24 protein-coding genes and 2 pseudogenes are annotated in these 21671 nt (G+C 51.6%); 13 read left to right on the top strand and 13 right to left on the bottom strand.

All coding sequences use genetic code 11. From position 1 onward, the window contains the following. Nucleotides 1-177: 177 nt before the first annotated feature. Entirely contained in the window at nt 178-1083 is a 906-nt protein-coding gene (locus IEV46_RS16495; RefSeq protein WP_009710696.1) for a F510_1955 family glycosylhydrolase, read from the top strand. Nucleotides 1084-1354: 271 nt separating this feature from the next. Here IEV46_RS16495 and IEV46_RS16490 read toward each other — a convergent pair whose 3' ends face one another. After that, nucleotides 1355-1975: a class I SAM-dependent methyltransferase gene (locus tag IEV46_RS16490; protein ID WP_009710694.1), complete on the bottom strand. Its 621-nt coding sequence runs from the start codon at nt 1973-1975 to the stop codon at nt 1355-1357. Nucleotides 1976-2342: 367 nt separating this feature from the next. On the opposite strand from IEV46_RS16490, the gene IEV46_RS16485 reads away from it, so the two are divergent. Continuing rightward, nucleotides 2343-3602: a cell wall-binding repeat-containing protein gene (locus IEV46_RS16485; RefSeq protein ID WP_052528797.1), complete on the top strand. Its 1260-nt coding sequence runs from the start codon at nt 2343-2345 to the stop codon at nt 3600-3602. 171 nt (nt 3603-3773) lie between these two features. Continuing rightward, nucleotides 3774-4415, top strand: a complete 642-nt coding sequence (locus IEV46_RS16480; RefSeq protein WP_009710692.1) for a class I SAM-dependent methyltransferase — start codon at nt 3774-3776, stop codon at nt 4413-4415. Nucleotides 4416-5129: 714 nt separating this feature from the next. Here IEV46_RS16480 and IEV46_RS16475 read toward each other — a convergent pair. From IEV46_RS16475 to IEV46_RS18230, 5 genes and pseudogenes are all read right to left on the bottom strand, one after another. Continuing rightward, on the bottom strand, nt 5130-5480 hold the full coding sequence (locus IEV46_RS16475; protein ID WP_009710690.1) for a metal-sensitive transcriptional regulator: 351 nt from the start codon (nt 5478-5480) through the stop codon (nt 5130-5132). Then, entirely contained in the window at nt 5434-5847 is a 414-nt protein-coding gene (locus tag IEV46_RS16470) for a (2Fe-2S) ferredoxin domain-containing protein (protein ID WP_052528796.1), read from the bottom strand. The genes IEV46_RS16475 and IEV46_RS16470 overlap by 47 nt, the downstream gene beginning before the upstream one ends. A 25-nt stretch (nt 5848-5872) precedes the next feature. Beyond that, entirely contained in the window at nt 5873-8278 is a 2406-nt protein-coding gene (locus tag IEV46_RS16465; protein WP_009710688.1) for a heavy metal translocating P-type ATPase, read from the bottom strand. 78 nt (nt 8279-8356) lie between these two features. After that, nucleotides 8357-8557: a copper ion binding protein gene (locus tag IEV46_RS16460; RefSeq protein WP_040387554.1), complete on the bottom strand. Its 201-nt coding sequence runs from the start codon at nt 8555-8557 to the stop codon at nt 8357-8359. Between the two features lie 493 nt (nt 8558-9050). After that, a pseudogene (locus IEV46_RS18230) lies at nt 9051-9164 on the bottom strand (arsenate reductase); the annotation flags it as partial. A 132-nt stretch (nt 9165-9296) separates the two neighbouring features. On the opposite strand from IEV46_RS18230, the gene IEV46_RS16455 reads away from it, so the two are divergent. The 6 genes from IEV46_RS16455 (at nt 9297) to resA (ending at nt 14560) form a co-directional block, all read left to right on the top strand. Continuing rightward, nucleotides 9297-9671 (top strand): ArsR/SmtB family transcription factor, encoded by a 375-nt coding sequence (locus tag IEV46_RS16455; RefSeq protein ID WP_009710685.1) that lies wholly within the window; start codon nt 9297-9299, stop codon nt 9669-9671. Then, nucleotides 9655-11781, top strand: coding sequence for a heavy metal translocating P-type ATPase (locus tag IEV46_RS16450; RefSeq protein WP_188433622.1), 2127 nt, complete (start codon nt 9655-9657; stop codon nt 11779-11781). The genes IEV46_RS16455 and IEV46_RS16450 overlap by 17 nt, the downstream gene beginning before the upstream one ends. A gap of 315 nt (nt 11782-12096) precedes the next feature. Continuing rightward, entirely contained in the window at nt 12097-12687 is a 591-nt protein-coding gene (locus IEV46_RS16445) for a DeoR family transcriptional regulator (protein WP_040387552.1), read from the top strand. Between the two features lie 17 nt (nt 12688-12704). Further along, entirely contained in the window at nt 12705-12962 is a 258-nt protein-coding gene (locus IEV46_RS16440; protein ID WP_009710682.1) for a hypothetical protein, read from the top strand. A gap of 276 nt (nt 12963-13238) precedes the next feature. After that, on the top strand, nt 13239-13721 hold the full coding sequence (locus IEV46_RS16435; RefSeq protein ID WP_373284635.1) for a PCYCGC motif-containing (lipo)protein: 483 nt from the start codon (nt 13239-13241) through the stop codon (nt 13719-13721). A gap of 308 nt (nt 13722-14029) precedes the next feature. Continuing rightward, nucleotides 14030-14560, top strand: a complete 531-nt coding sequence (resA, locus tag IEV46_RS16425; RefSeq protein WP_009710680.1) for a thiol-disulfide oxidoreductase ResA — start codon at nt 14030-14032, stop codon at nt 14558-14560. A 354-nt stretch (nt 14561-14914) separates the two neighbouring features. On the opposite strand, the gene IEV46_RS16420 is transcribed toward resA, so the two are convergent. The 6 genes from IEV46_RS16420 to IEV46_RS16400 all read right to left on the bottom strand — a co-directional run bounded on the left by IEV46_RS16420 (nt 14915) and on the right by IEV46_RS16400 (nt 17923). After that, nucleotides 14915-15082: a S1C family serine protease gene (locus tag IEV46_RS16420; protein WP_009710679.1), complete on the bottom strand. Its 168-nt coding sequence runs from the start codon at nt 15080-15082 to the stop codon at nt 14915-14917. Nucleotides 15083-15798: 716 nt separating this feature from the next. After that, a complete protein-coding gene (locus IEV46_RS18405) occupies nt 15799-15930 on the bottom strand; it encodes a hypothetical protein (RefSeq protein ID WP_268235927.1) in 132 nt (43 codons plus the stop codon). Between the two features lie 19 nt (nt 15931-15949). Next, nucleotides 15950-16369 (bottom strand): hypothetical protein, encoded by a 420-nt coding sequence (locus IEV46_RS18400; RefSeq protein WP_188433621.1) that lies wholly within the window; start codon nt 16367-16369, stop codon nt 15950-15952. After that, on the bottom strand, nt 16351-16668 hold the full coding sequence (locus IEV46_RS18395; protein WP_188433620.1) for a hypothetical protein: 318 nt from the start codon (nt 16666-16668) through the stop codon (nt 16351-16353). Before IEV46_RS18395 ends, IEV46_RS18400 begins: the two co-directional genes overlap by 19 nt. 16 nt (nt 16669-16684) lie before the next feature. Further along, nucleotides 16685-17659 (bottom strand): hypothetical protein, encoded by a 975-nt coding sequence (locus tag IEV46_RS16405; protein WP_188433619.1) that lies wholly within the window; start codon nt 17657-17659, stop codon nt 16685-16687. Nucleotides 17660-17716: 57 nt separating this feature from the next. Beyond that, nucleotides 17717-17923: a hypothetical protein gene (locus IEV46_RS16400; protein WP_009710667.1), complete on the bottom strand. Its 207-nt coding sequence runs from the start codon at nt 17921-17923 to the stop codon at nt 17717-17719. A 133-nt stretch (nt 17924-18056) separates the two neighbouring features. Here IEV46_RS16400 and IEV46_RS16395 point away from each other — a divergent pair, with 133 nt between their 5' ends. The 4 genes from IEV46_RS16395 (at nt 18057) to arsC (ending at nt 20742) form a co-directional block, all read left to right on the top strand. Then, on the top strand, nt 18057-18218 hold the full coding sequence (locus IEV46_RS16395) for a hypothetical protein (RefSeq protein ID WP_009710666.1): 162 nt from the start codon (nt 18057-18059) through the stop codon (nt 18216-18218). 435 nt (nt 18219-18653) lie between these two features. Then, nucleotides 18654-18968 carry an ArsR/SmtB family transcription factor gene (locus tag IEV46_RS16390; RefSeq protein ID WP_009710665.1) on the top strand — a complete coding sequence of 105 codons (315 nt, stop codon included), beginning with the start codon at nt 18654-18656 and terminating at the stop codon, nt 18966-18968. A gap of 26 nt (nt 18969-18994) precedes the next feature. Beyond that, nucleotides 18995-20287, top strand: coding sequence for an arsenic transporter (locus IEV46_RS16385; RefSeq protein ID WP_009710664.1), 1293 nt, complete (start codon nt 18995-18997; stop codon nt 20285-20287). Nucleotides 20288-20310: 23 nt separating this feature from the next. Next, nucleotides 20311-20742 carry an arsenate reductase (thioredoxin) gene (arsC, locus tag IEV46_RS16380; protein ID WP_009710663.1) on the top strand — a complete coding sequence of 144 codons (432 nt, stop codon included), beginning with the start codon at nt 20311-20313 and terminating at the stop codon, nt 20740-20742. 54 nt (nt 20743-20796) lie between these two features. Here arsC and IEV46_RS16375 read toward each other — a convergent pair. Then, nucleotides 20797-21558: pseudogene (locus IEV46_RS16375) on the bottom strand (flavin-containing monooxygenase); the annotation flags it as partial. Nucleotides 21559-21671: the final 113 nt, after the last annotated feature.

Raw genomic sequence — 21671 nt, 5'->3', positions numbered from 1 at the left:
CTTCATAGCTTCCTCACAAGTGAAGGGTACCATAACTCTATCACCCCAAAGGAGCGAGGCGATTCATATGATAAAGAGAACTATATGTCCATCGGGGCAGTGCTTATCCTCACCCCGATGCTTACTGAGTGCCCCATGGTCGGACAACGGATTGTCCCCAGGTAAGGAGAGAACGTTATGAAAACTCCAGGGAAGCCGCAACGATGGTGGTGGATCATCGTTACCAGTGTCCTGTTGCTGTCGGCTTGCGGCCAGGATTCCTCCTTTTCAGCAGAGCATATCCATGGGTTCGCATACTCAGCAAAGGGGAGCCACTTACTGATGGCCACCCATGACGGATTGTATTCCTACAAAAAGGGCCAATGGACAGGTCCGACCGGAGAGGCTCATGATCTGATGGGGTTTGCCCTGACCCAAAAGGGGATCTTCAGCAGCGGACATCCTCCGGAAGGATCCAGTCGACCCAACCCGTTGGGATTGATCAAAAGCACGGATGAAGGGAAGACATGGAAGACCATCGATTTTGAAGGACAATCTGATTTTCATCACATGACAGCTGGCTATCAAACCGGAGCTCTCTATGTGATGAATGAACATCCGAACCCCAAAATGGGCCAAGGTTTCCACGCCTCCTTGGATGGAGGAAAGACATGGAAACCCACAGGGTTGGATGGGATGAAAGGAGAGCTACTGACTCTGGAAGCCCATCCCACCCGGGAAAAAACGGTGGCCTTGGGTACGAACGTCGGTTTGTTCCTTTTGAAGGATCCAGGGAACCGGGTTACCGTGATCGACGGAGACCGGCAAGTCACAGCCTTGCTGTTTGACCGTAAACAACCAAACCGCCTTTGGGCTGGAGTGTACACGAATCGACCGATATTAACCCGATATGATATCAAGAGCCGAAAGAGCGAAGCGATGCAGTTACCTTTGGACGATCCGGAAGACGCGGTTCAATTTATCGCTCAACATCCACAAAAACCCAATACCATAGCGATCGCAACGTTTAATAAACAAGTGTTTATCAGTGAAAACGGCGGACAGAACTGGAAGCAAATTTTGAAAGAAGGAAAATCCATTTAACCAGGAGGTACCATTGCATGATGAGCATGGGGTAGTATGATTTTCTTCGTCAGTATTTTCTGGTTGGTACTGTTCGGGCTGTTAGTGTATGGACTCGTGAAATTGCTGACCGGGACCATGCAAATTCTGAAAGAGCGATATGCACGGGGGAAATTACAGGGGAAGAGTATAAAAAGGGATGATTCACAGCAAAGCGGTACGGAACAACAGGCCAATTGCCGTTTAAAATACTAGGGATCGATTCATCGAAACGGGGACAACAAGCGGTGATTCACGAGGTATCGCATTCACTCTCGTCATCCGGAATATTGATGGCTTCGATCATCTGAAACAGGTCTCCGTAAAATCCGCTTACTTTTTCGATACGCAGACCGGATTCCTGAATTAATCCCAAGGTATCCCGGTTTAAGTGACACCCGTCACAAACTCTCTTCCAGAACGGAGTCAACCAATCCTGTAACTTGGCGGGTATGGAATATTGCATCCGGACGTGTTCGAAGAATTTCACGATCCCGCCGGGCTTACAAACCCTCCGTACCTCACGGAGCGCTTGTTCCGGTTCCGGGATGGTGCACAACACCAAGGTTCCGATCACGGCATCGAATGCTTGATCCTGGAAAGGCATCTCTTCCGCCCCCGCCGTCACGATCCGAATCGGAACCCGGGCTGACCGGATCCGGGTCAATGACTTCTCGCTCATAGAACGTTCCGGTTCCAAGGCGGTCACCTCATCCGCCGACCGGTAATGGGGAAAATTCAATCCTGTACCCGAACCAACTTCCAGTACGTGACCTTCCAAATCGCCCACCAGGCTACCCCGCACCTTCGCGAAACGACTACGTTCCAAAGGTGCCATCATGGCATCGTATACAGTAGCGAACCGTTCACCCATCCATCGCACCTCCCCCGGTAGAAACCCTCAAAAGGGATTCCCCGTTTTTTATGATCGCTAACCCTATCCGCTCGATTAAACATCACGACCGCCAACCGTTCCAGCACTCCTGCCGCAAGATGGCGTCCTGATCGACCATCAATGTTTCATGATGTTCACCCTTTTACTGAGTTTATTTGGATTGATCACCACCATCATAAGTGCCGGTTATGTAGAACCTAATAAGATCAATGGAAACAAGGACGTCCGTCCATGTCCACGTGCCGAGCCAAAGGGGTAATTTGCCGTTACCCGCGAGATCTTCATCACTTCTTCATAAGTAAAGGGTACCATAACCGTATCACCCCATACGAGCGAGGCGATTCCTATGAGAAAGAGAAGATCCATGGCCATCGGTGCCGTTCTCATCTTCACCCTGATCTTTACCGGATGTTCCATGGCTGGAAATAATAGCATGGACCACAAAAGCATGAACATGGATCATGGCAAAAAAGATGGATCCTCAGACATGGGCGACATGTCGATGATGGATCAGAAAGTAAACAAGGGCGGCAATCAAAACCGACTGTCCCTGGATATGAAGAACGTCACCCGCATCGATCAGGACGACCCGGTGAACGTTGCAGTGGAAACCTCCCAGCTCATCTGGCCCGCTTCCCATGAGGGCAACCGGCCGGGGACCATCCTGCTCGGGGTAAAGGGCGACTGGCAAACGAACCTCCCAGCAGTGACTCTGGTTCACCACCCCAACGACGGACCGTTGCTCTATGCCGAGAAAAACCGCATCCCCAAGGCAACCATGGACGAGTTGAAGCGACTCAATCCGAAGGGAAGCAAGAAGAACCAGGGGATTCAGGTTGTGTTGACCGGCGACTTCTCCGACGGCGTCGGCAAGCAGTTGGAGGACGAGGGTCTGAAAGTGGATGCAGTTCAAGGGAAAAATCCGGCGGACACAGCCGCCGAGGTGGATGCCTACTATGCCAAGGCGAGCGGTGATCTGCCGCAGAGCGTGATCGTCGGATCCATGGACGCACCGGAGTATACTCTTCCCGCAGCCAACTGGATTGCTCATATGCCGGAACCGCTTCTGTATGTCGGCAAGGACGAAGTTCCCAAAGAGACCGTCGATGCGCTGAAAAAACGGAAAGATAAGCCCAACATCTACATCCTCGGCCCGGAGTCCGCTGTCTCCGCTTCCGTCGAAAAAGAATTAAAACAATATGGCAAAGTAAAACGCATCAGTGGCAATACTCCGGAAGAGAACGCCATCGCCTTCGCCAAATACAAGGACAAATCCACGAAATTCGGCTGGGGAGTTACCAACCCGGGCCACGGCCTGACCTTCAACCGGACGGATCACGTGGAATCGGCGATTGCCAGCGCACCCTTCTCCCACATGGGCAAACACGCCCCAATGCTTCTCCTGGATCAGGAAAAACTGTCGGAACCCATGCACCATTATCTGATGAGCCTGCAACCCAAATTCAAGGACGACCCCACCGTCGGACCGTACAACCATGCGTTTGTCATTGGTTCGGAAAAAACAATTTCCTTTACTACACAAGGAATGATTGACCAGATGCTGGAGATCGTCCCGGAAAGCGGCGGCGGCCACGGCGGACATTGATTTAGATATACGTTTAGACCCGTGTGAATTTGACACACGGGTCTTTTGTTGTACAGCGCTGTGCTATATTCCAGAACAGCAGGTCCCATAACTCGCATTTTGTAATACAATGGGAATAGCCTGAATACCACTCCCTGAAGCTCCCACCTCTTTAGGTGGAGGGAGGTTCACTTGTTTCTAAGCTACCGAAAGGTGTGGAGAATCATAAGTTGGATTAAAAATTTTGCTAAACAATTTCAACATCCGGTGGGTTTCTGGGGACATGTGGCCGGAAATATTATGGCGCTCGGCACCGGACCCAGAAACACCTGGACACTGTCCTTCTTGGATATTCAAGAAGATGACCGAGTGCTTGAGATTGGATATGGACCGGGAATTGGTATTCATCAATGCAGTCAGATGATTCAACAAGGTAAGGTGACCGGAATCGATCATTCTAACACCATGTACAAACAAGCCATGCGACGAAATCGAAAGGCCATTCGAGAGGGAAAAGTAGAATTGCAAATCTCCGCAATTGAGGACTTGCCAATATCTGATGAACCCTTTGATAAAATTTATGCTGTTAATTCCGTTATGTTCTGGTCTGATCAACAGGCAACATTCCGAAAACTGTATTCATTATTAAAGCCAGGGGGAACAATAGCAACAACCTACCAACCCCTCTATAAAGGGGCCACGAAAGAGGACGCTGTTAACTATGCTGAAAAGTTGAGTACCATACTCCAACAGGCTGGATTTACAGAGGTCTCAACAGAATTGAAAGAATTTAAACCTGTAGCCGCCGTCTGCATTGTGGCACGCAGGAACTGAAACAACCTTCTTTGCAAGAACACCGGTGCCCTTTAATCTAGGTACCGGTGTTCCGAGGGCGCCGGTTTGCAAGCCGGCTGTCATTTGGTAAAAATCAGATTGTCCTTCAAAATCGATGGTCTTCCATGTCTTCCCTTCATCCGTGCTTTTGATCAATCCCCACGGGTTGGGTCGACTGGACCCTTCCGGAGGATGCCCACTGCTAAAGATACCCTTTTGGGCTAGGGAAAACCCCATCAAATCATTGGCCTCTCCGATCGGCCCTGTCCATTGGCCCTTTCGATAGGAATACAATCCGTCATGGGTGGCAATCAGCAATTGGTTTCCGTTCGCTGAGTAGGCGAACCCATGGATATGCTTTTCAGAAAAGGAGGAATCCTGACCGCAAGCTGACAGCAACAGGACACTGACTACTATCATCCACCACCATCGTTGCGGTTTCCTTTACTTGGAACACACCGTTGACGTATGTCTCGATTTATCCTACATCCATTTGTCCGGTCACCTTTGTCTATTCCGACCGGATGGAAAAAAATGAACCGGGAATGGACCCCACCGACATAAGCCTGGGTACCTGCCCGGTCACAGTTCGGGATCACGGAAAAGGTCAGTTCTTCCTGGTTGACGGGTGAACCCCTGAACCGATACCTAGGTTTCGGCGATCTCGGATGACTTCACCTTGTGATGAGGGGATCCCCCTTTTGTGAAGGGGTATTATTTCTTCATCAGTCTGTTGACTGTTACCATCAGTTCATCGATGACTTCCTCGTCCCCTTCCCGGATCCGTTCGACAACGCAGCTTTTCATATGCCCTTCCAGGAGAATCCGACTGACGCTGTTCAGGGCCGACTGAACGGCGGCGATCTGGGTCAACACATCATCGCAGTAGGTGTCGTTCTCAATCAGACGGCGAACTCCGCGGATTTGCCCTTCGATGCGGTTCAACCGGGAAGCGAGGGTGTTTTTTACCCGGTCGGAATGGTGGCTTTTTCTCGCTTCTTGGCCATCACTGCAACCCTCATCCTTCTTTTCCACGGGATTCAGCTCCGATTTTACAATCTCCATGGGATTCACCCCTTTCCCTGTCTTCATTATACCTTGCGGTTGATCCATTGTTCGCAAAGAAACCGCTGGTTTTAAAAATGTAGGATGGGACTGGGGATTCCATGCCCGGTTGGCTCAACTTTCTTACCAGCTCTTTGCCCCGCCCGGCATCCATCTGTTGGTACCACTCACCCGCCGGATATTTCACCACGATCGGACCGTACTTGCACCTTCCGTTGCAGAAGGTCTTGGTGGTATGCACTTCTTTTCCCAGATCCAAGTGTTGAATTTCCTGCCGGATGGCCTTGGTGACCTCCTCAGCTCCATTCCGGGTGCAGCTGGCTCCGTTGCACAGCAGCAAATGAACCTTCACCCCCGTCAACTCCATGGCCATCCTCCCTCAGCTTCCAGGGTCACTTCAGCTTGACCCGTTGCAATCGCAGAGCGTTGAGCACGACGGAGACCGAGCTGAAAGCCATCGCCGCTCCGGCCAGCCAGGGAGCCAGGAAACCGAATGCAGCCACCGGGATGCCGATTACGTTATACGCCAGTGCCCAGAACAGGTTTTGATGGATGTTTCGCACCGTCTTCCGGCTCATGGCGATCCCATCGGAAATACCGTTCAGATCCCCCCGCATCAGGGTGACGTCCGCCGCTTCCATGGCCACATCCGTCCCGGTGCCGATCGCCATCCCGATGTCAGCCGTCGCCAAGGCCGGAGCATCGTTAATCCCGTCACCGACCATCGCCACCCGACGACCCGCCGCCTGCAATTTTTTCACTTCCTCCGCCTTCTCTTCCGGCAACACTTCGGCGATCACATGATCCACACCCGCTTCCCGGGCGATGGCCCGGGCCGTCCGCTCGTTGTCTCCCGTCAGCAACACCACGTCCAGCCCCATGTCCCGCAAGCGTCGAATCGCTTCTCTGGACGTTTCCTTGATCGTGTCGGCGACGGCGATAACCCCGGCAAGCCGCCCATCCACCGCTGCCAGCATCGCGGTCTTCCCTTCCTCTTCCAAGCGGTTCATCGCCTCGATCGCCTGACTCCCGTCCACATCGTACCGGTTCATCAAGCGACGGGTTCCGACGAGCACCTCGCGCCCGTTGATGACGGAGCGGATTCCGTACCCCGGGATGGCTTCAAACTCTTCAGGCGATGCAACTTCAATCCCGCGGTCCTTGACCCCGGCCACGATCGCTTCCGCCAAGGGGTGCTCCGAATTTCTTTCCGCCGAACCCACCAAGCGGAGGAGCTCTTTTTCTTCCATGTCCAAGGGATGCACATCAGTCAACTCCGGTTCGCCCTTGGTCACCGTCCCCGTTTTGTCCAGGACCACCACATCGACCCGGTGGGTTGTTTCCAGGTGCTCTCCACCCTTGAACAGGACTCCGAGCTCTGCGGCCCGACCGGACCCCGCCATGATCGAGGTCGGCGTCGCCAGACCCAGTGCACAGGGGCAGGCGATGACCAGGACGGCGATCGCTTTTTCAAGGGCGGAGGCGAAGTCGCCGGGGTTGGCAACGAAGAACCAGATCAGGAACGTCACCAAGGCAATCCCCACCACAACGGGTACGAAGATGCCGGAGATGCGATCGGCGATCCGCTGGATCGGGGCTTTGGAGCCCTGGGCCTCTTCCACCACCCGGATGATCTGGGCGAGGGCGGTCTCTTTGCCCACCTTGTCGGCTCGGATACGCAGCACGCCGTGACCATTGACGGTCGCACCGATCACACGGTCCCCGGCCCCTTTTTCCACGGGGAGGCTTTCACCGGTCAACATCGACTCATCCACCGCCGAAGAACCTTCCAACACGTCTCCGTCCACAGGCACTTTTTCACCGGGCTTGACGATCACCACGTCCCCGACGATCACTTCTTCCACCGGGACGGTGACTTCTTCTCCTTCCCGGATCACCAACGCGGTCTTGGCCCGAAGCCCCATCAGTTTTTTGATCGCTTCGGAAGTCCGTCCCTTCGCTTTCGCTTCGAACAACTTCCCGAGCAGGATCAACGTGATCAAGATGGCACTCGTTTCGAAGTACAGTTCCGGCATGTGGCCCCCATGTCCCGCGTCGCGGAGCATGAGGTACAAGCTGTAAAAGTAAGCCGCGGATGTTCCCAGTGCGACCAGAACATCCATGTTGGCGCTGCCGTTTTTCAGTGCCTTGTACGCCCCGACATAGAATTGCTTGCCGATGACAAACTGAACCGGAGTTGCCAGCAGCAACTGGAACCATGGATTCATAAACAGGTCCGGCACCCACAGGAATGAAGTGAACGTGAAGTGTCCTGCCATCGTCCATAACAGGGGAAGGGAAAGAGTCGCCGATATGACGAACTTCCGTTGCTGGGCTTTAATCGCCCGGTGACGGCGATCCTCATCATTTTGCCCTTCGTTCTTGCGGGTGGCGGTATACCCTGTTTCCTCAACTTTGCGGATCAAATCATCCGCCGTGATTTCCCCGGAGGTGAATACCACACGGGCCGTCTCGGTCGCTAGGTTCACATGGGCGTTGTTTACGCCCTTCAGACGGTTTAATCCTTTCTCAATCCGGTTGGCACAAGCGGCACAGGTCATGCCCCCGATCTGGAGATTCACCTCTTCCTTGACCGTGTCGTATCCCAGATCCCGAATTTTTTCTTCTATCCCGGATACATCCGCCCGCTCTGGATCGTAGGTCACGGATGCCTGTTCCAAGGCAAGGTTGACATGGGCCGAGTGGATTCCGTCCACCTTGCTCAACCCTTTTTCAATCCGGTTGGCACAAGCGGCGCAAGTCATGCCGCTGATCTTCAGGGAAGCCTTTTTCTCCATCGGTTACACCTCTCCCAAATACCTATAGGGGGTATATTTCCAATAAAAGGATAGCCGCTATAAGCGGCTGAATCTTCTTCACACGACGTCGTAGCCTTGATCTTCGATTGCTTCTTTCACTTGTTCCAATGTCACGCGGCTCTCATCAAAAGCGACCTGGACCGTCCCGGCTTCCAGATCGACCGTCCCTTTCGCCCCGATTCGCTCCATAGCGCCTTCAACGGCATCGACGCAGTGACCGCAGGACATGCCTGTGACCTGTAGTTTAACCTGTTTCATGAGATTTCCTCCCTCGGATATACCCGTGGTGGGTATGTCATCAAATGCAATATACCATACCCTTGAAGGGTATGTAAAGCCTAAAAAACTCATTCTGCAAACTGGGGTGCAATTTTCACCCTACCCCGTCTTGCAGGGACGTTTTCCATTCCCTTTTTGGTAACATTCCCCTCTTGGCTTTCACTTCCAGGGGTTGGAGGCAACCTGGTTTCTTCTGAACTCTCCTCCCAGAGGGAGAGAGCTGGTGCCGGGTGATGCGGAGCCTGTTTTTAAAATTTAGCAGTCCAAGACTTAAGAGAAAGTTTGGCCCCTTATCTTACCATGGCGGAAGGACTGAAATTGGCGGCTCTGACCTTCGATAAAGATGTCCCTAAACTTTCGTGTTGCGCTAACGGACCGGCTCCCTCCATGTCACCAATGAGCCGGTTTTCTTTGGGCAACCCGAAGAATGCTGTCAGAGCCTGCAAAAGAATGTGCCAGCAGCCGCTCTTCTTCAGAGTTTCTTTTTTCGTTTCTTCTGCAAACCGTCCCGCTCTTCGATCTGGTCACGGACCCGCTGGAAGACGGCCCAGACTTCCTCTTCCGTCCCCTCTGCCTTCGCGGGACTGCGATATATTGTGATCGGAGTATAATCGGACTCGTAGATGGATATCCTTATAATCAAATAATCATTTGACTATCATATCAAAAGAAGATAAATTATAATCAAACCATCATTTGAGTAAAGGAGGTAGCATTCTTGTCAAAGGATCGCTGCGAAGTTTACTGTTACGACGAAGAGAAAGTTCAGCGCGTCCAACCCTTAATCAAAATCGAAGATTTTGTCGGGACAGCCCAGTTGCTCAAGGCGCTGGCAGACGCGACCCGATTGAAGATTGCATATGCCCTGGTTCAGGAAGAAGAACTTTGTGTGTGTGATGTGGCCAACATCATCGGTTCCTCCATGGCCACCGCATCTCACCATCTTCGGTTGCTACGTAACATGCGCTTGGCCAAGTACCGAAAAGAAGGAAAACTCGTCTTTTACTCGTTGGATGATGATCACATCAGGCAGCTGGTTCAATTGGCTTTCGATCATCATAAGGAGATGAATCCCGTTGAAACAAGCAAGTGAAAAACGTATCTACCGGGTGCAGGGGTTTACCTGTGCCAGCTGTGCCGCCACGTTTGAAGACAACGTTAAGAAAATCCCCACTGTTTCGGATGCCCGGGTGAATTTCGGCGCCTCCAAGCTTACCGTTTACGGGGATTCCACGGTTCAGGAGCTGGAAAAAGCCGGCGCTTTCGAGAACCTGAAGGTTGTGCCGGAAAATGAACAAATTCCTACAGAAAGAGAGCCTTTTTGGAAGCGAAAAGAAAATCTTCGTGTGCTTGCTTCCTTGGTCCTGCTGGTGGCCGGTTGGATCATGGGGCAGTTTACCGGGGAAGACAGCCAACCATCCATCTACCTGTATACCGCATCTATTCTCGTTGGGGGCTACACACTCTTTTGGCAAGGGATCAAGAACCTCTCCCGTTTCCAATTTGACATGAAGACGCTGATGACCATCGCCATTTTGGGGGCAGCGACGATCGGGGAATGGGCAGAAGGAGCGACGGTTGTGATCCTGTTCGCCATCAGCGAAGCCCTCGAGACCTATTCCATGGACAAAGCGCGCCAATCCATCCGTTCCCTGATGGACATCGCACCGAAGGAAGCGCTCATCCGTCGGGGTAATCAGGAAATGGCCGTTCCGGTGGAAGACATCCAAGTCGGGGATATCATGATTGTCAAACCGGGACAGAAGTTGGCTATGGATGGTGTAATCGTAAGGGGGGCGTCGTCTGTCAATCAGGCGGCCATTACAGGCGAATCCATCCCAGTGGCCAAAACCGTGAAGGATGAAGTTTTCGCCGGCACCTTGAACGAAGAAGGCCTCCTGGAAGTCCAAGTCACCAAACGGGTCGAAGACACCACGATCGCCAAAATCATTCACCTGGTCGAAGAGGCACAGGCGGAACGGGCTCCGTCCCAGGCTTTCGTGGATCGTTTTGCCAAAGTATACACCCCTGCCATCATGATTGCCAGTTTAGCTCTTGCCGTGGTTCCTCCTTTGCTTTTCCAAGCAGACTGGAGCGACTGGATTTACCGCGGGTTAGCCCTCTTGGTCGTGGGTTGTCCCTGTGCGCTGGTCATTTCGACACCCGTATCCATCGTGACTGCCATCGGAAATGCCGCCAAAAACGGGGTCCTCATCAAAGGCGGAGTTCATCTGGAAGAAGCCGGTGCTTTGAATGTCATCGCCTTTGACAAAACCGGAACCCTTACCGAAGGGAAGCCGGAAGTGACAGACCTGGTGTCCTCTGAGCAAGCCAACGAAGACGAGTATTTGGGGATCGCGGCCGCTATAGAGAAAAACTCCCAACACCCGCTCGCCTCTGCTGTTATGCGAAGAGCAGAGGAAAAAGAGATTGCTTTCAATCAGCGGTTGGTTGAGGACTTCACTTCCTTGACCGGCAAAGGGGTAAAAGCCCAGGTCGATGGATCACTTTACTTTGTGGGAAGCCCTAACCTGTTTGAAGAGACATTGTCCAACGGCATCGATGAGGAAACCCGCGGCAGTATTCATCGTCTGCAAAAAGAAGGGAAAACGGTCATGGTTCTGGGGACGAATCAACAGGTCCTCCTATTGATCGCCGTGGCGGATTCTCTACGGGAAAGCAGCCGGAAGGCGATTCAACGCCTTCAACAAATGGGTATTCGGAAGACGATCATGCTGACGGGAGACAATAAAGCCATGGCCAACGCCATCGGGAACAAACTGGGAGTAGGGGACGTCCGTGCAGAACTGCTGCCACAACAGAAACTGGATTCCATCAAGCAGTTGCAAGCGGATGGGACCAAAGTGGCGATGGTCGGGGATGGCGTCAACGATGCTCCTGCTCTGGCGGCCTCCACTGTTGGCATCGCCATGGGCGGAGCCGGGACGGACACCGCTTTGGAGACGGCGGATATCGCTCTGATGGCTGATGATCTGGAGAAACTGCCCTTCACCATCCGGTTGAGTCGCAAAGCCCTTCAGATCATCAAGCAGAACATTACGTTCTCTCTGGCCATAAAGGCGGTGGCTCTGTTGTTGATTGTTCCCGGATGGCTCACTCTCTGGATGGCGATCTTTGCCGACATGGGCGCCACGCTGATCGTGACCTTAAATGGGTTGAGACTGCTGAACGTGAGGGAGTAACTCCCTCTACTACAGATGTAAAAATCACCGGCTCCTCAATGCGAGCCGGTGATTTTGTCTATGCGTTCCGTTTTTCAATCGCTCGTATCAGTCGCCAAAATAAATATAAGCCACCACCTACCAAGACAACCCCCAAGAGAAATCCTAATCCCATACACATCATCATGAAGGTCCCACTTACCATTTATCGCACCCCTTCACGTCTAGGCTATTATTATTTTCACTTAATGTTAACATATAACAAAGCATTCTAGTTGATTTATAAATAGTTTCCTGTAGGATGGGTGTTATGTTTTGTTTATTATGGAATAGGGGGTGAGATCGGTTTTACGCGTGGAACGACAAAAGTTGATCCAAGAGTTAGTTCAAACCCGGCGAAATTTAAAGATCTCCGATTTAAGTCACATGTTTGGTGTTTCGGAGATGACCATTCACCGTGACATTAAGCCATTAATTGAACAGGGGATGGTTATGAAAACCTATGGTGGGTTTACCCTAATCCGCCCAGAGCCGGGGAAAGACGTTGACAGGGACGAATGCGTTTATTGTAGCCGGAAGATTGATGATCGGTTGGTGTACCGACTGGTATTAACGGAGAATCGGGTGGAAAACGCCTGTTGCGGTCATTGTGGGTTGCTTCGCCATCACCAGCTGCAGGATGAGGTAGTCCAGGCGATCTGCTTTGATTTTTTCCTGGGGACTACGATTACGGCTTCTCACGCTTGGTATGTGATGGACACATTGGTCGATATCCGTTGCTGCCAACCCCAAGTTCTGACTTTTGAACATAAGGAATACGCTGAAGGTTTTGTCCAAGGTTTTGGTGGTTCCGTCTTGTCATTTGAACAAGCAGTCCAACACCTACAGTCCAAAACAACGGTTAAGAACCAAGGCTGTTGTGATTAACAAGGAGGATTCGCATCATGATGAAAAAGATCATGGCTCTCGCAGTTGTCGCCTTCCTGGCTTTAGGGGGAACGGCTTATGCTGCCCACGGGGATACAGATTGTTGCGACCAGATGACACAGAAAGAATGTAAAGCGATGTGCAAAGAGATGAAAAAAGGATCTTCTGAATGCTGTGAAGGTATGGACTGCTGTGATATGGAACAAGGCAAGATGAACATGAAAAACTGCATGAAAATGATGAAGAAGCAGTCTACTTCCATAAGTTGCTGTTAAATCCGCCATATCAGATACAAAAAACGACTACTGGTTTTGTGCTCCTGTAACACCTACACTATTGACTGTTAGTTGCACACTTAGTTAGAACGCAAGAAGCCTTCTAGATTAGAGCCTTTTCTGCTGGGGACGCTGTCTCTCTTGTTTCTGGCTTCCATTGGGCTCATGTTACGGGGCAACGTTCCCCGTACTGGATAGTAGGGATGGGTGCAGGGTTTACCCTGGCTGCCTTTTTGGCAGCTCTTTCGGCCATCCATTGAGAGGGAGGTGTACCTTTTGAAGAAAGTGATGATGGCGGGTCTGTTGTCTGTCTCTCTTGCATTGGCGGGCTGCTCGTCCACCGATGAACCGGATCTGAGCGGACCGACTCAGAAGTCCCTGGACGCTTTGGCGGCGGATGCCGCAAAAACGGACGTGAAATTGCCCGATTTCACGAAGGACGGTGATCCGAAAGCCCGGGAGACTTACGCGTTGGCATATCAATACGACGAGGTTCTCCGCTACATGCCTTGTTACTGCGGCTGCGGAAAGGACGGGCATAAGAGCAATCTCAACTGTTATATCAAAGACAAGCGGGAAAACGGCGACGTGGTGTGGGACACGATGGGCATGACCTGAGGGATATGCCAAAGTATAGCGCGTGACGCTATCGCCATGAAAAAAGACGGAAAGTCCTTATCTGACATCCGTAAAACCATTGACCAAACTTATGGTGAACAAGGAGAACCAACCCCGACTCCGCAACCACCGAAGGAGTAACACAAATACACAAAAAGAAGCGAGACCCGTTATGAAGTCACGCTTCTTTTGTTTTTTTACGGGATTCGATAATCCCATATCTTACCCGGAGGTTCCTCTGTTGAACATTCCCCCGTCACAGAAAACATTTCACATTGATTCTTTTATTTTACAGAGAAAGGACACGTCGTCATAGAGTACCACCTCATTCAAACGGATTTATGAACAAAACATAACACTTCGACCGGATTGGTTACAACAATCAAATCATTATTATATTATTAGGTGGTAATGTGAAGGATGTACCGGAATTATGAGGAGTCGATAGGATGAACAGAAGAGCCCGTTATTGGACCCGCCGCATTCTGATGGGGATTATGGTTCTTATGATTGGATATGCGTTGTACACGACTGTTACCAATGAAAAAAAGAAAGATCCTCCGTCCTCTGGTGAACCTGCTCCCGATTTTCAACTGAAAACCTTGGACGGGGGCACCGTGAAGCTGAGCGATCTTAGAGGAAAAGGGGTACTTATCAACTTCTGGGCCACCTGGTGCAGCCCTTGTCGTAAAGAAATTCCTGCAATGCAGAAGGTGTATGAAAAATACAAGGATCGAGGGTTTGAAGTGGTAGCGGTCAATATTGCTGAGACAAAACCGGCCATCAGCGGTTTTACCCGGCAGCTGGGATTAACACTCCCGGTTGTTTTGGATCGGGACAGAGAGGTAACCAACTTGTATAACGTAGGTCCAATTCCCTCTTCATTTTTTATCAGCCCTGAGGGAAAAATCGTCAAACATATTACCGGGCAGATGGACGAAATACAAATCGAATATCAGGTCAACCAAGTTCTTCCCTGAAATACTTCTGATTAAGGGTCTAAAGTAATTCAACAGCAATCCGCCTCGCTATTGCGTGGTGGTTCTTTGTTTTAACCCGAAGATTGGGTTCTTCTCTCCATCACGGAAGAAGGTAACCTTCATCTGGTCCCCAATCTCTTTTTCTTTCCAAAGATAGGAGCGGAGGTAGGAACCGTTCCGGACCTTCTTCTCATCCAGTTGGACAGGTGTCGAGCCTCTCCATTCCAGCCTTAGCGGCAGAGCTGCCAGGGGTCACATCTATCACAACCGTCCCTTTATCGATATTGTCAGGAAGATTTAGCTCTCGGGTATGGGTGTCAGGATCAATAGTTTCCACGTTCTTCAGGCTGACACCTAGTTGCCATTCCGGATAAGATCGTTGATGATCGGTTTGGTATCGTTGACCGGGATGGCAAACCCGAGCCCCTCCACACCTTGTTGAGCGATTTTAAGATTGTTAATACCGATCAGCTGACCGGCAACGTTGACCAGACCCGCTGTTCCCCGGGTTAATGGCAGCATCAGTCTGGATCACGTCCGTATTCATCGTTTCGGAAACCTTGATTTGCCGTTGAGGAGAACTGATCACCCCGGCGGTGACCTATTGAGAAAACTCTAGTCCAAGGGGGTTCCCGACAGCAATCGCTGGTTACCGGCTTTGATTTTCTCTGAATTGCCGAATTTTGCAACCTTAGTTACGTATTTGGCGGGGATCTCCAAAACGGCCAAGTCGGTTGGATCACTCCGTAGCATTGCTGGTTCCGTGCCTCTTAGAGTAGCGATAAGAGGGGAATTTTCGCCGATCATCGACTTAGCGTACACTTTTTATAAATTGCTGGCGATACCCCTTCGCTCCCTTTACCCCAGGAAGAGATCCCCGCCCAGCTTTCTCAGAAGTCTTGGTCTAGTATATACATAAAAATCACTGGCCTCTTGTATAAGAAGCCAGTGATTTTGCCTGCTCAGCTCTTTAAGGAAAGTGCTTTGTATTGAGATATTTGGGTCATCTCACTAAGGCAGACAGGTCAGCGACGTTTCAATCCTCAAACCGAGGTGCTTTACATTGAGATGGCGCGGGGTCAGAACCCTTGATATTTCCCTATTTCGACACCCATTTCCGAACATCCCCCGGCTCCCCGCCGAAGCACAAGGTGTTCGGAAATGATACGTTATCCTCTGTCATGATCTTTCGACTCTTGTCATCAAAATCCCTCCTCCAGGCACGCCCCTCTGACCCATCACCTGTCACTCGCGTCACCACCACCGATCACCACCACCAGCACCACCACCCGGATCACCACCACCAGCACCACCACCCGGATCACCACCACCAGCACCACCACCCGGATCACCACCACCAGCACTACCACCCGGGCACCACCACCAGCACTACCACCCGGGCACCACCACCAGCACCACCACCCGGATCACCACCACCAGCACCACCACCCGGATCACCACCACCAGCACCACCACCCGGATCACCACCACCAGCACCACCACCCGGTCGCCACCACCCAGCACCACCACCCGGTCGCCACCACCCAGCACCACCACCCGGTCGCCACCACCCAGCACCACCACCCGGTCGCCACCACCCAGCACCACCACCCGTGCACCACCACCCGGAACCACCACCGGCACCACCACCCGGCACCACCACCCGGGCACCGCCACCTGGGCACCACCACCCGGATCACCACCACCCGGATCACCACCACCCGGGCACCACCACCCGGCACCACCACCGGCACCACCACCGGGACCGCCACCCGGCACCACCACCCGGATCACCACCAGCACCACCACCCGGCACCACCACCGGGACCGCCACCCGGCACCACCACCCGGGCACCGCCACCCGGGCACCGCCACCCGGCACCACCACCGGCACCACCACCCGGCACCACCACCCGGATCACCACCACCCGGGACCGCCACCCGGCACCACCACCCGGGCACCGCCACCCGGGCACCGCCACCCGGGCACCACCCGCACCGCCACCCGGCACCACCACCGACACCACCACCCTGGTCAGCGCCGCTTTGGACAGCGCCACTCTGAACAAAAGAAAAAAGGCAGGATGGAAGGAACATTTTCCTTCCATCCTGCTTTGTGGAGGATCAACTTGCTTTTTTCTTTAATTCATTGACCACAATTTTAGCCATATGATCAGTACATCCGGTTTCTTTCATAATTCGTTTTCTTCCCGGACGTTTCTTTTCGACGAGGGAGGAACCCTTGCATTCTTCTTTCCAAATGTTCAGGGCTACTTCCAGAACATCCTCTTTTTCCATCCGCTTTTCTGACAGATTGGCAGGTGTATCATTCTTAGATTGCTCCTCCTTTTTCTCCTCCCGTTCTTGCCTGTCTTCTTCCGTCGGAGTCAAGGACTGTTCCTCTGCCTTCATAGCGGGGATTTCCGCTTGATCGCTAACGGTTGGGGAGACTTCCTCTTCTGTCACGGGAACGTCCGTCTCCCCTTTCTCCATCTCTTGGACATTTAACACATTCTCTTCAGCCGTTTCCTCCCCTTTCTCTTCTTTCTCTACGGCAACAGAGGCTGGATCGATACTGTCTTCGACATCGGAGGAATTTTCTTTAACTACCTGATCTACCTCCAGTGTCCCTTCTTTCTTTTTACCGGATAGTATCCGATCTCGGAACTGGAATAACGCTCTTGACACAATCGCCTCCATTAAAAATAAACAGATGGGAATGGACAACCCCAATGCAACCGCTGTATCTTCTCTGGATAGCAACATTCGGCCGGATGATACGTTGGACCATCCAACCAACAGCGAACCAAACAAGAAGGTTACTCGTGCAGGCCAGCCGGCCTTCATCCCCGCCGCCCGGGCCAGGATGATATTCAATGCTCCAAGGAAAAACGTAAATTCCACCATCAAAACACCTATTTGTGCCAGCCAGCCGGAGTAAAAAGCCCATTCAAAAAGATCGGCAGTGTGGTTCCAGGACAAAATCATAGCTGATAAAAGAATGATCGCACCGATTCCGATATTCCCCCGTCGAACTATTCGCTGTATTTTCAACGAGGTTCCGTCAGATCCTCCTCCAAGCTGGGCCATCATTTTCATGGTTTTTCATTCCCCCTTGTTCCTAAATCCGATCAATTGGTAGTAAGAGCCCTCCCTCTATTTTTGTTGCACGCCTCCAACTGGATGATCCGTCGGTACATACCGGCGGAACTGGTGGCCGTAGAAGTCCACCATGAATGCCGCGTGTTTGTGGGCCTCCTGGTCGGAGTAACCCAGCTCTTTGGCATTTTGAAACTCCCCGTCGTAGAAGCCTTGTAAGCCCACGTTGTCATATCCCGCAAATTTCGTTTGAACAAAACCCATATAAATCAACCTCCATTATTGAAAAATGTCCTCTTGATCGTCCTTGGTTAACATGATAACATGTTAACCAACCGATTGCAAGGGGTTTAGATTAAAAAGCCTACATGTTAACATGTGGCGAGGAGGGATAAGAATGAGTAAACGTGTCATGATTGGTATACGAGTGGATGAAGAGGTTAAGCGAGACTTTATGAAATGGTGTATCGATAATGGGACTAGTATCCAAAAAGAGCTGGAAAGCCATATCTTGAGTAGAATTGGCGGAAATTTAAACGAAGACCCTGATAGGAAATAAAGATAAACATGAAAACACCCTGTCAGATAACGATTCTGGCAGGGTGCTTTCTTAACCCGTCAATGGAAAACCTTCAGACAAATTAGGGCATCATCTTACCGAAACAGCTTCAAAAGATAATCGAGGAGGAAAATAACTCCAAATTATTGCCCAAAAAAACATCCCATCAATATGAAAAGCCTGCCAAATATACCATGACAGGCTTTTATTCAAAAACTTATTGGGGGTACCGCCAGCAATTTATAAAAAGTGTACGCTAAGCCGATGATCGGCGAAAATTCCCCTCTTATCGCTACTCTAAGAGACACGGAACCAGCAACGCTACGAAATCCACAACCCATCTATTAATTAGTGATTTGTCACCGACCTCTTCGGAGGTCATTCATTTTGACACTATATATTGTCATATGCTTATATATAAATGGGGTGATTGATTTGGACTCAGAAAAGCTGGCAGAGTTCTATAAGACTCTCGGTGATAAAACCCGGCTTCGTATCCTTTCGCTTTTGAAAGTGGATGAACGTTGTGTTTGCGAGTTGGTGGAGATTCTGGGCATCTCCCAGCCGACCGTCTCTCAACATATGCGCAGACTGAAAAGTGTCCACCTAGTGAAAGAACGCCGTCAGGGACGATGGGTGTATTACTCCTTGGATGGAAGTACGTATCCTTCTTTTCATTCCATCTTAGAGTCGCTCCCGGATCCCAAACAAGAGCTGAATGTCCCGGAACGAAAAGTGATTTGTGACTGAACAAAGCAAAGAAGGGAAATCATGCGATGAGTTGGTTTGCTTTTGCGGTTTTTGCAATCACGTTGGTGTTTGTCATCTGGCAACCCCGTGGTTTGTCCATCGGTTGGTCAGCGACTGGTGGTGCCCTGTTGGCTCTTTTGTTCGGGGTGGTCAGCCTGCCCGATGTCTGGACTGTGACGGGGATCGTCTGGAATGCCACATTGGCTTTTGTCGCCATCATCCTGATCTCCCTCATTCTCGACGAAATCGGCTTTTTTGAGTGGGCGGCTCTCCACATGGCCCGCATGGCTGGTGGGAACGGGCGCAAGATGTTTGTCTATGTGGTCTTGTTGGGAGCAGCGGTGGCAGCTTTCTTTGCCAACGACGGGGCCGCCCTGATTCTCACCCCGATCGTGTTGGCGATGGTGCGGGCGCTCCGCTTTGACGAGAAAATGATCCTCGCCTTTGTGATGGCGAGTGGATTCATCGCGGACACCACTTCATTGCCGCTGGTGGTGAGCAACCTCGTCAACATTGTCTCTGCCGACTACTTTGGGATCGGGTTTGTGGAGTACGCGACGCACATGATCATCCCCAACTTCTTCGCCCTGGGGGCAAGCCTGCTCGTTCTGTTCCTGTTCTTTCGGAAGAGCATCCCAAAGGATTACAATCTTGCCCATCTGCAGAAGCCTTCGGAAGCTATCAAAGATCCGCGCCTTTTCCGCCTCTCGTGGATCATCCTCGGCTTTCTGTTGGCAGGGTATCTCTTCAGCGAATCCCTGGGTGTTCCCGTGTCCATGGTCGCCGGTGCAGCGGCCATTTGGTTCATTTTGGCGGCCCGACGCAGTCCCGCCATCCGGAGAAAGCAATTGGTAAAGGATGCCCCTTGGGCTGTCGTTGTTTTCTCCATCGGGATGTACGTGGTGGTCTACGGCCTGAAGAACGCCGGCCTGACCGACGCTCTCGCCGGGGTGATCCAATGGACGGCAGACCAAGGGCTTCTTGCGGGAACCGTGGGCATGGGCTTCATCGCCGCCATCCTGTCTTCTATCATGAACAATATGCCGACGGTGATGATCGATGCCCTGGCGATCAACGCCACCACGACCGACGGACTGATGCGCGAAGCGCTGGTGTACGCCAACGTGATCGGTTCCGATTTGGGGCCCAAGATTACCCCCATCGGTTCGCTGGCGACCCTGCTTTGGCTTCACGTCCTCACCCGTAAGGGTTTGAAGATCACCTGGGGTTATTACTTCAAAGTGGGAATCCTTCTGACGATTCCGACCCTGTTGATCACACTCCTCGGCCTGTATGCCTGGCTGATGCTGATCTATTAACATACGGATGGAGGGATTGGACCATGAACAAGAAAAAAACGATCTACTTCCTTTGTACCGGCAACTCCTGTCGCAGTCAGATGGCGGAGGGATTCGGCAAGCGAATCCTTGGGGATCGTTTCAACGTTTACAGTGCCGGCATCGAGGCCCACGGTTTGAACCCGAAGGCAGTAAAGGTAATGGCAGAGAAGGGAGTCGACATTTCGGACCAAACCTCCGAAATCATCGACCCCGAGATCCTGAACAACGCCGACTACGCCATCACCCTGTGCGGGGACGCCCAAGACAAGTGCCCGATGACCCCGCCCCATGTGAACCGGCAGCACTGGGGTTCTGATGATCCTGCGAAGGCAGAAGGGACGGAAGAGGAAGTTTGGGCCGTCTTCCAGCGGGTCCGTGACCAGATCGAAGAGCGGATCCACAGCTTTGCAGAGGAGACGAAAGAAGCAGAATAAGCAACATGGTAACGAAGAACCGCACCCCTTTCTGGGTGCGGTTTAATCATCCCTTCACACATCGAGGGAGCGATGAGAATCCAAGTATTTCTTCAATCGTTTCAGTACGTATTTGGCATCAGGACCAACCCCTCTGATGGTGGCTGAAGCATGATTTCGTTGCCAGTGTAGACCGATATAATATAAGCCTGGTACAGTCGTACTGATCCCACCTTTTTGAAGGGGATAGCCTTCCTCATCAACAGCCTGCAGTGGCTCCAGATATCTTAATTTCGGTTTGAATCCGGTGGCAAACACAACCGAATCGACACGTTCCGTTCGGCCATCCGCCCATTCCACTCCGTTTTTTGTAAACCGAGTGAACATGCTTCGTTGATCCGGGTTTTGATCGACTTCAATCGCTTTTTTAAACTCGCCTGTATCAATGACAGGTTCCTTATCTCTGACATGAAACCAGAGACCGATCGGAAACGTGTCATAGCCAATCAACCGTCCCCAAAAATGGCCATCCCGCCCAAGAAGCCTCTGCGGCATATACTTGATCGGTGTTCTCGTGGCCAGGCTGACATCGGCTACTTGTGCCAACTCAACAGCAATCTGAACCGCAGAATTTCTGCCCCCCACGACCACCACTCTCTCTCCTGCAAAAGGCTCTTGATGTCGGTATTGATAAGAATGAATGATTCTACCTTCAAATATTTGATTCCCTGTTATGTCCGGGACATAGGGGTCATTAAATGCACCCGTTGCACAAATGACTGCTCTGGCTTGATATATCATCCCGTCTTCTGTTTTCACAGAAAAAACACCATTGTTCTTCGTGACTTGGTCTTGACCCCGTCAAGTAGACAATGAAAAAAAGAACGGTTATGCGGCGACTTTTTCCCGATGCTCTACAGGGGAAAGGTCGCCCAATTTTTTCTGGAAAC

The sequence above is a fragment of the Kroppenstedtia guangzhouensis genome (genome assembly GCF_014637345.1).
Taxonomy (GTDB): Bacteria; Bacillota; Bacilli; order Thermoactinomycetales; family DSM-45169; genus Kroppenstedtia; species Kroppenstedtia guangzhouensis.
The sequence above is the reverse complement of the archived record's forward strand: the minus strand, read 5'-3'. Positions and strand labels throughout refer to the sequence as shown.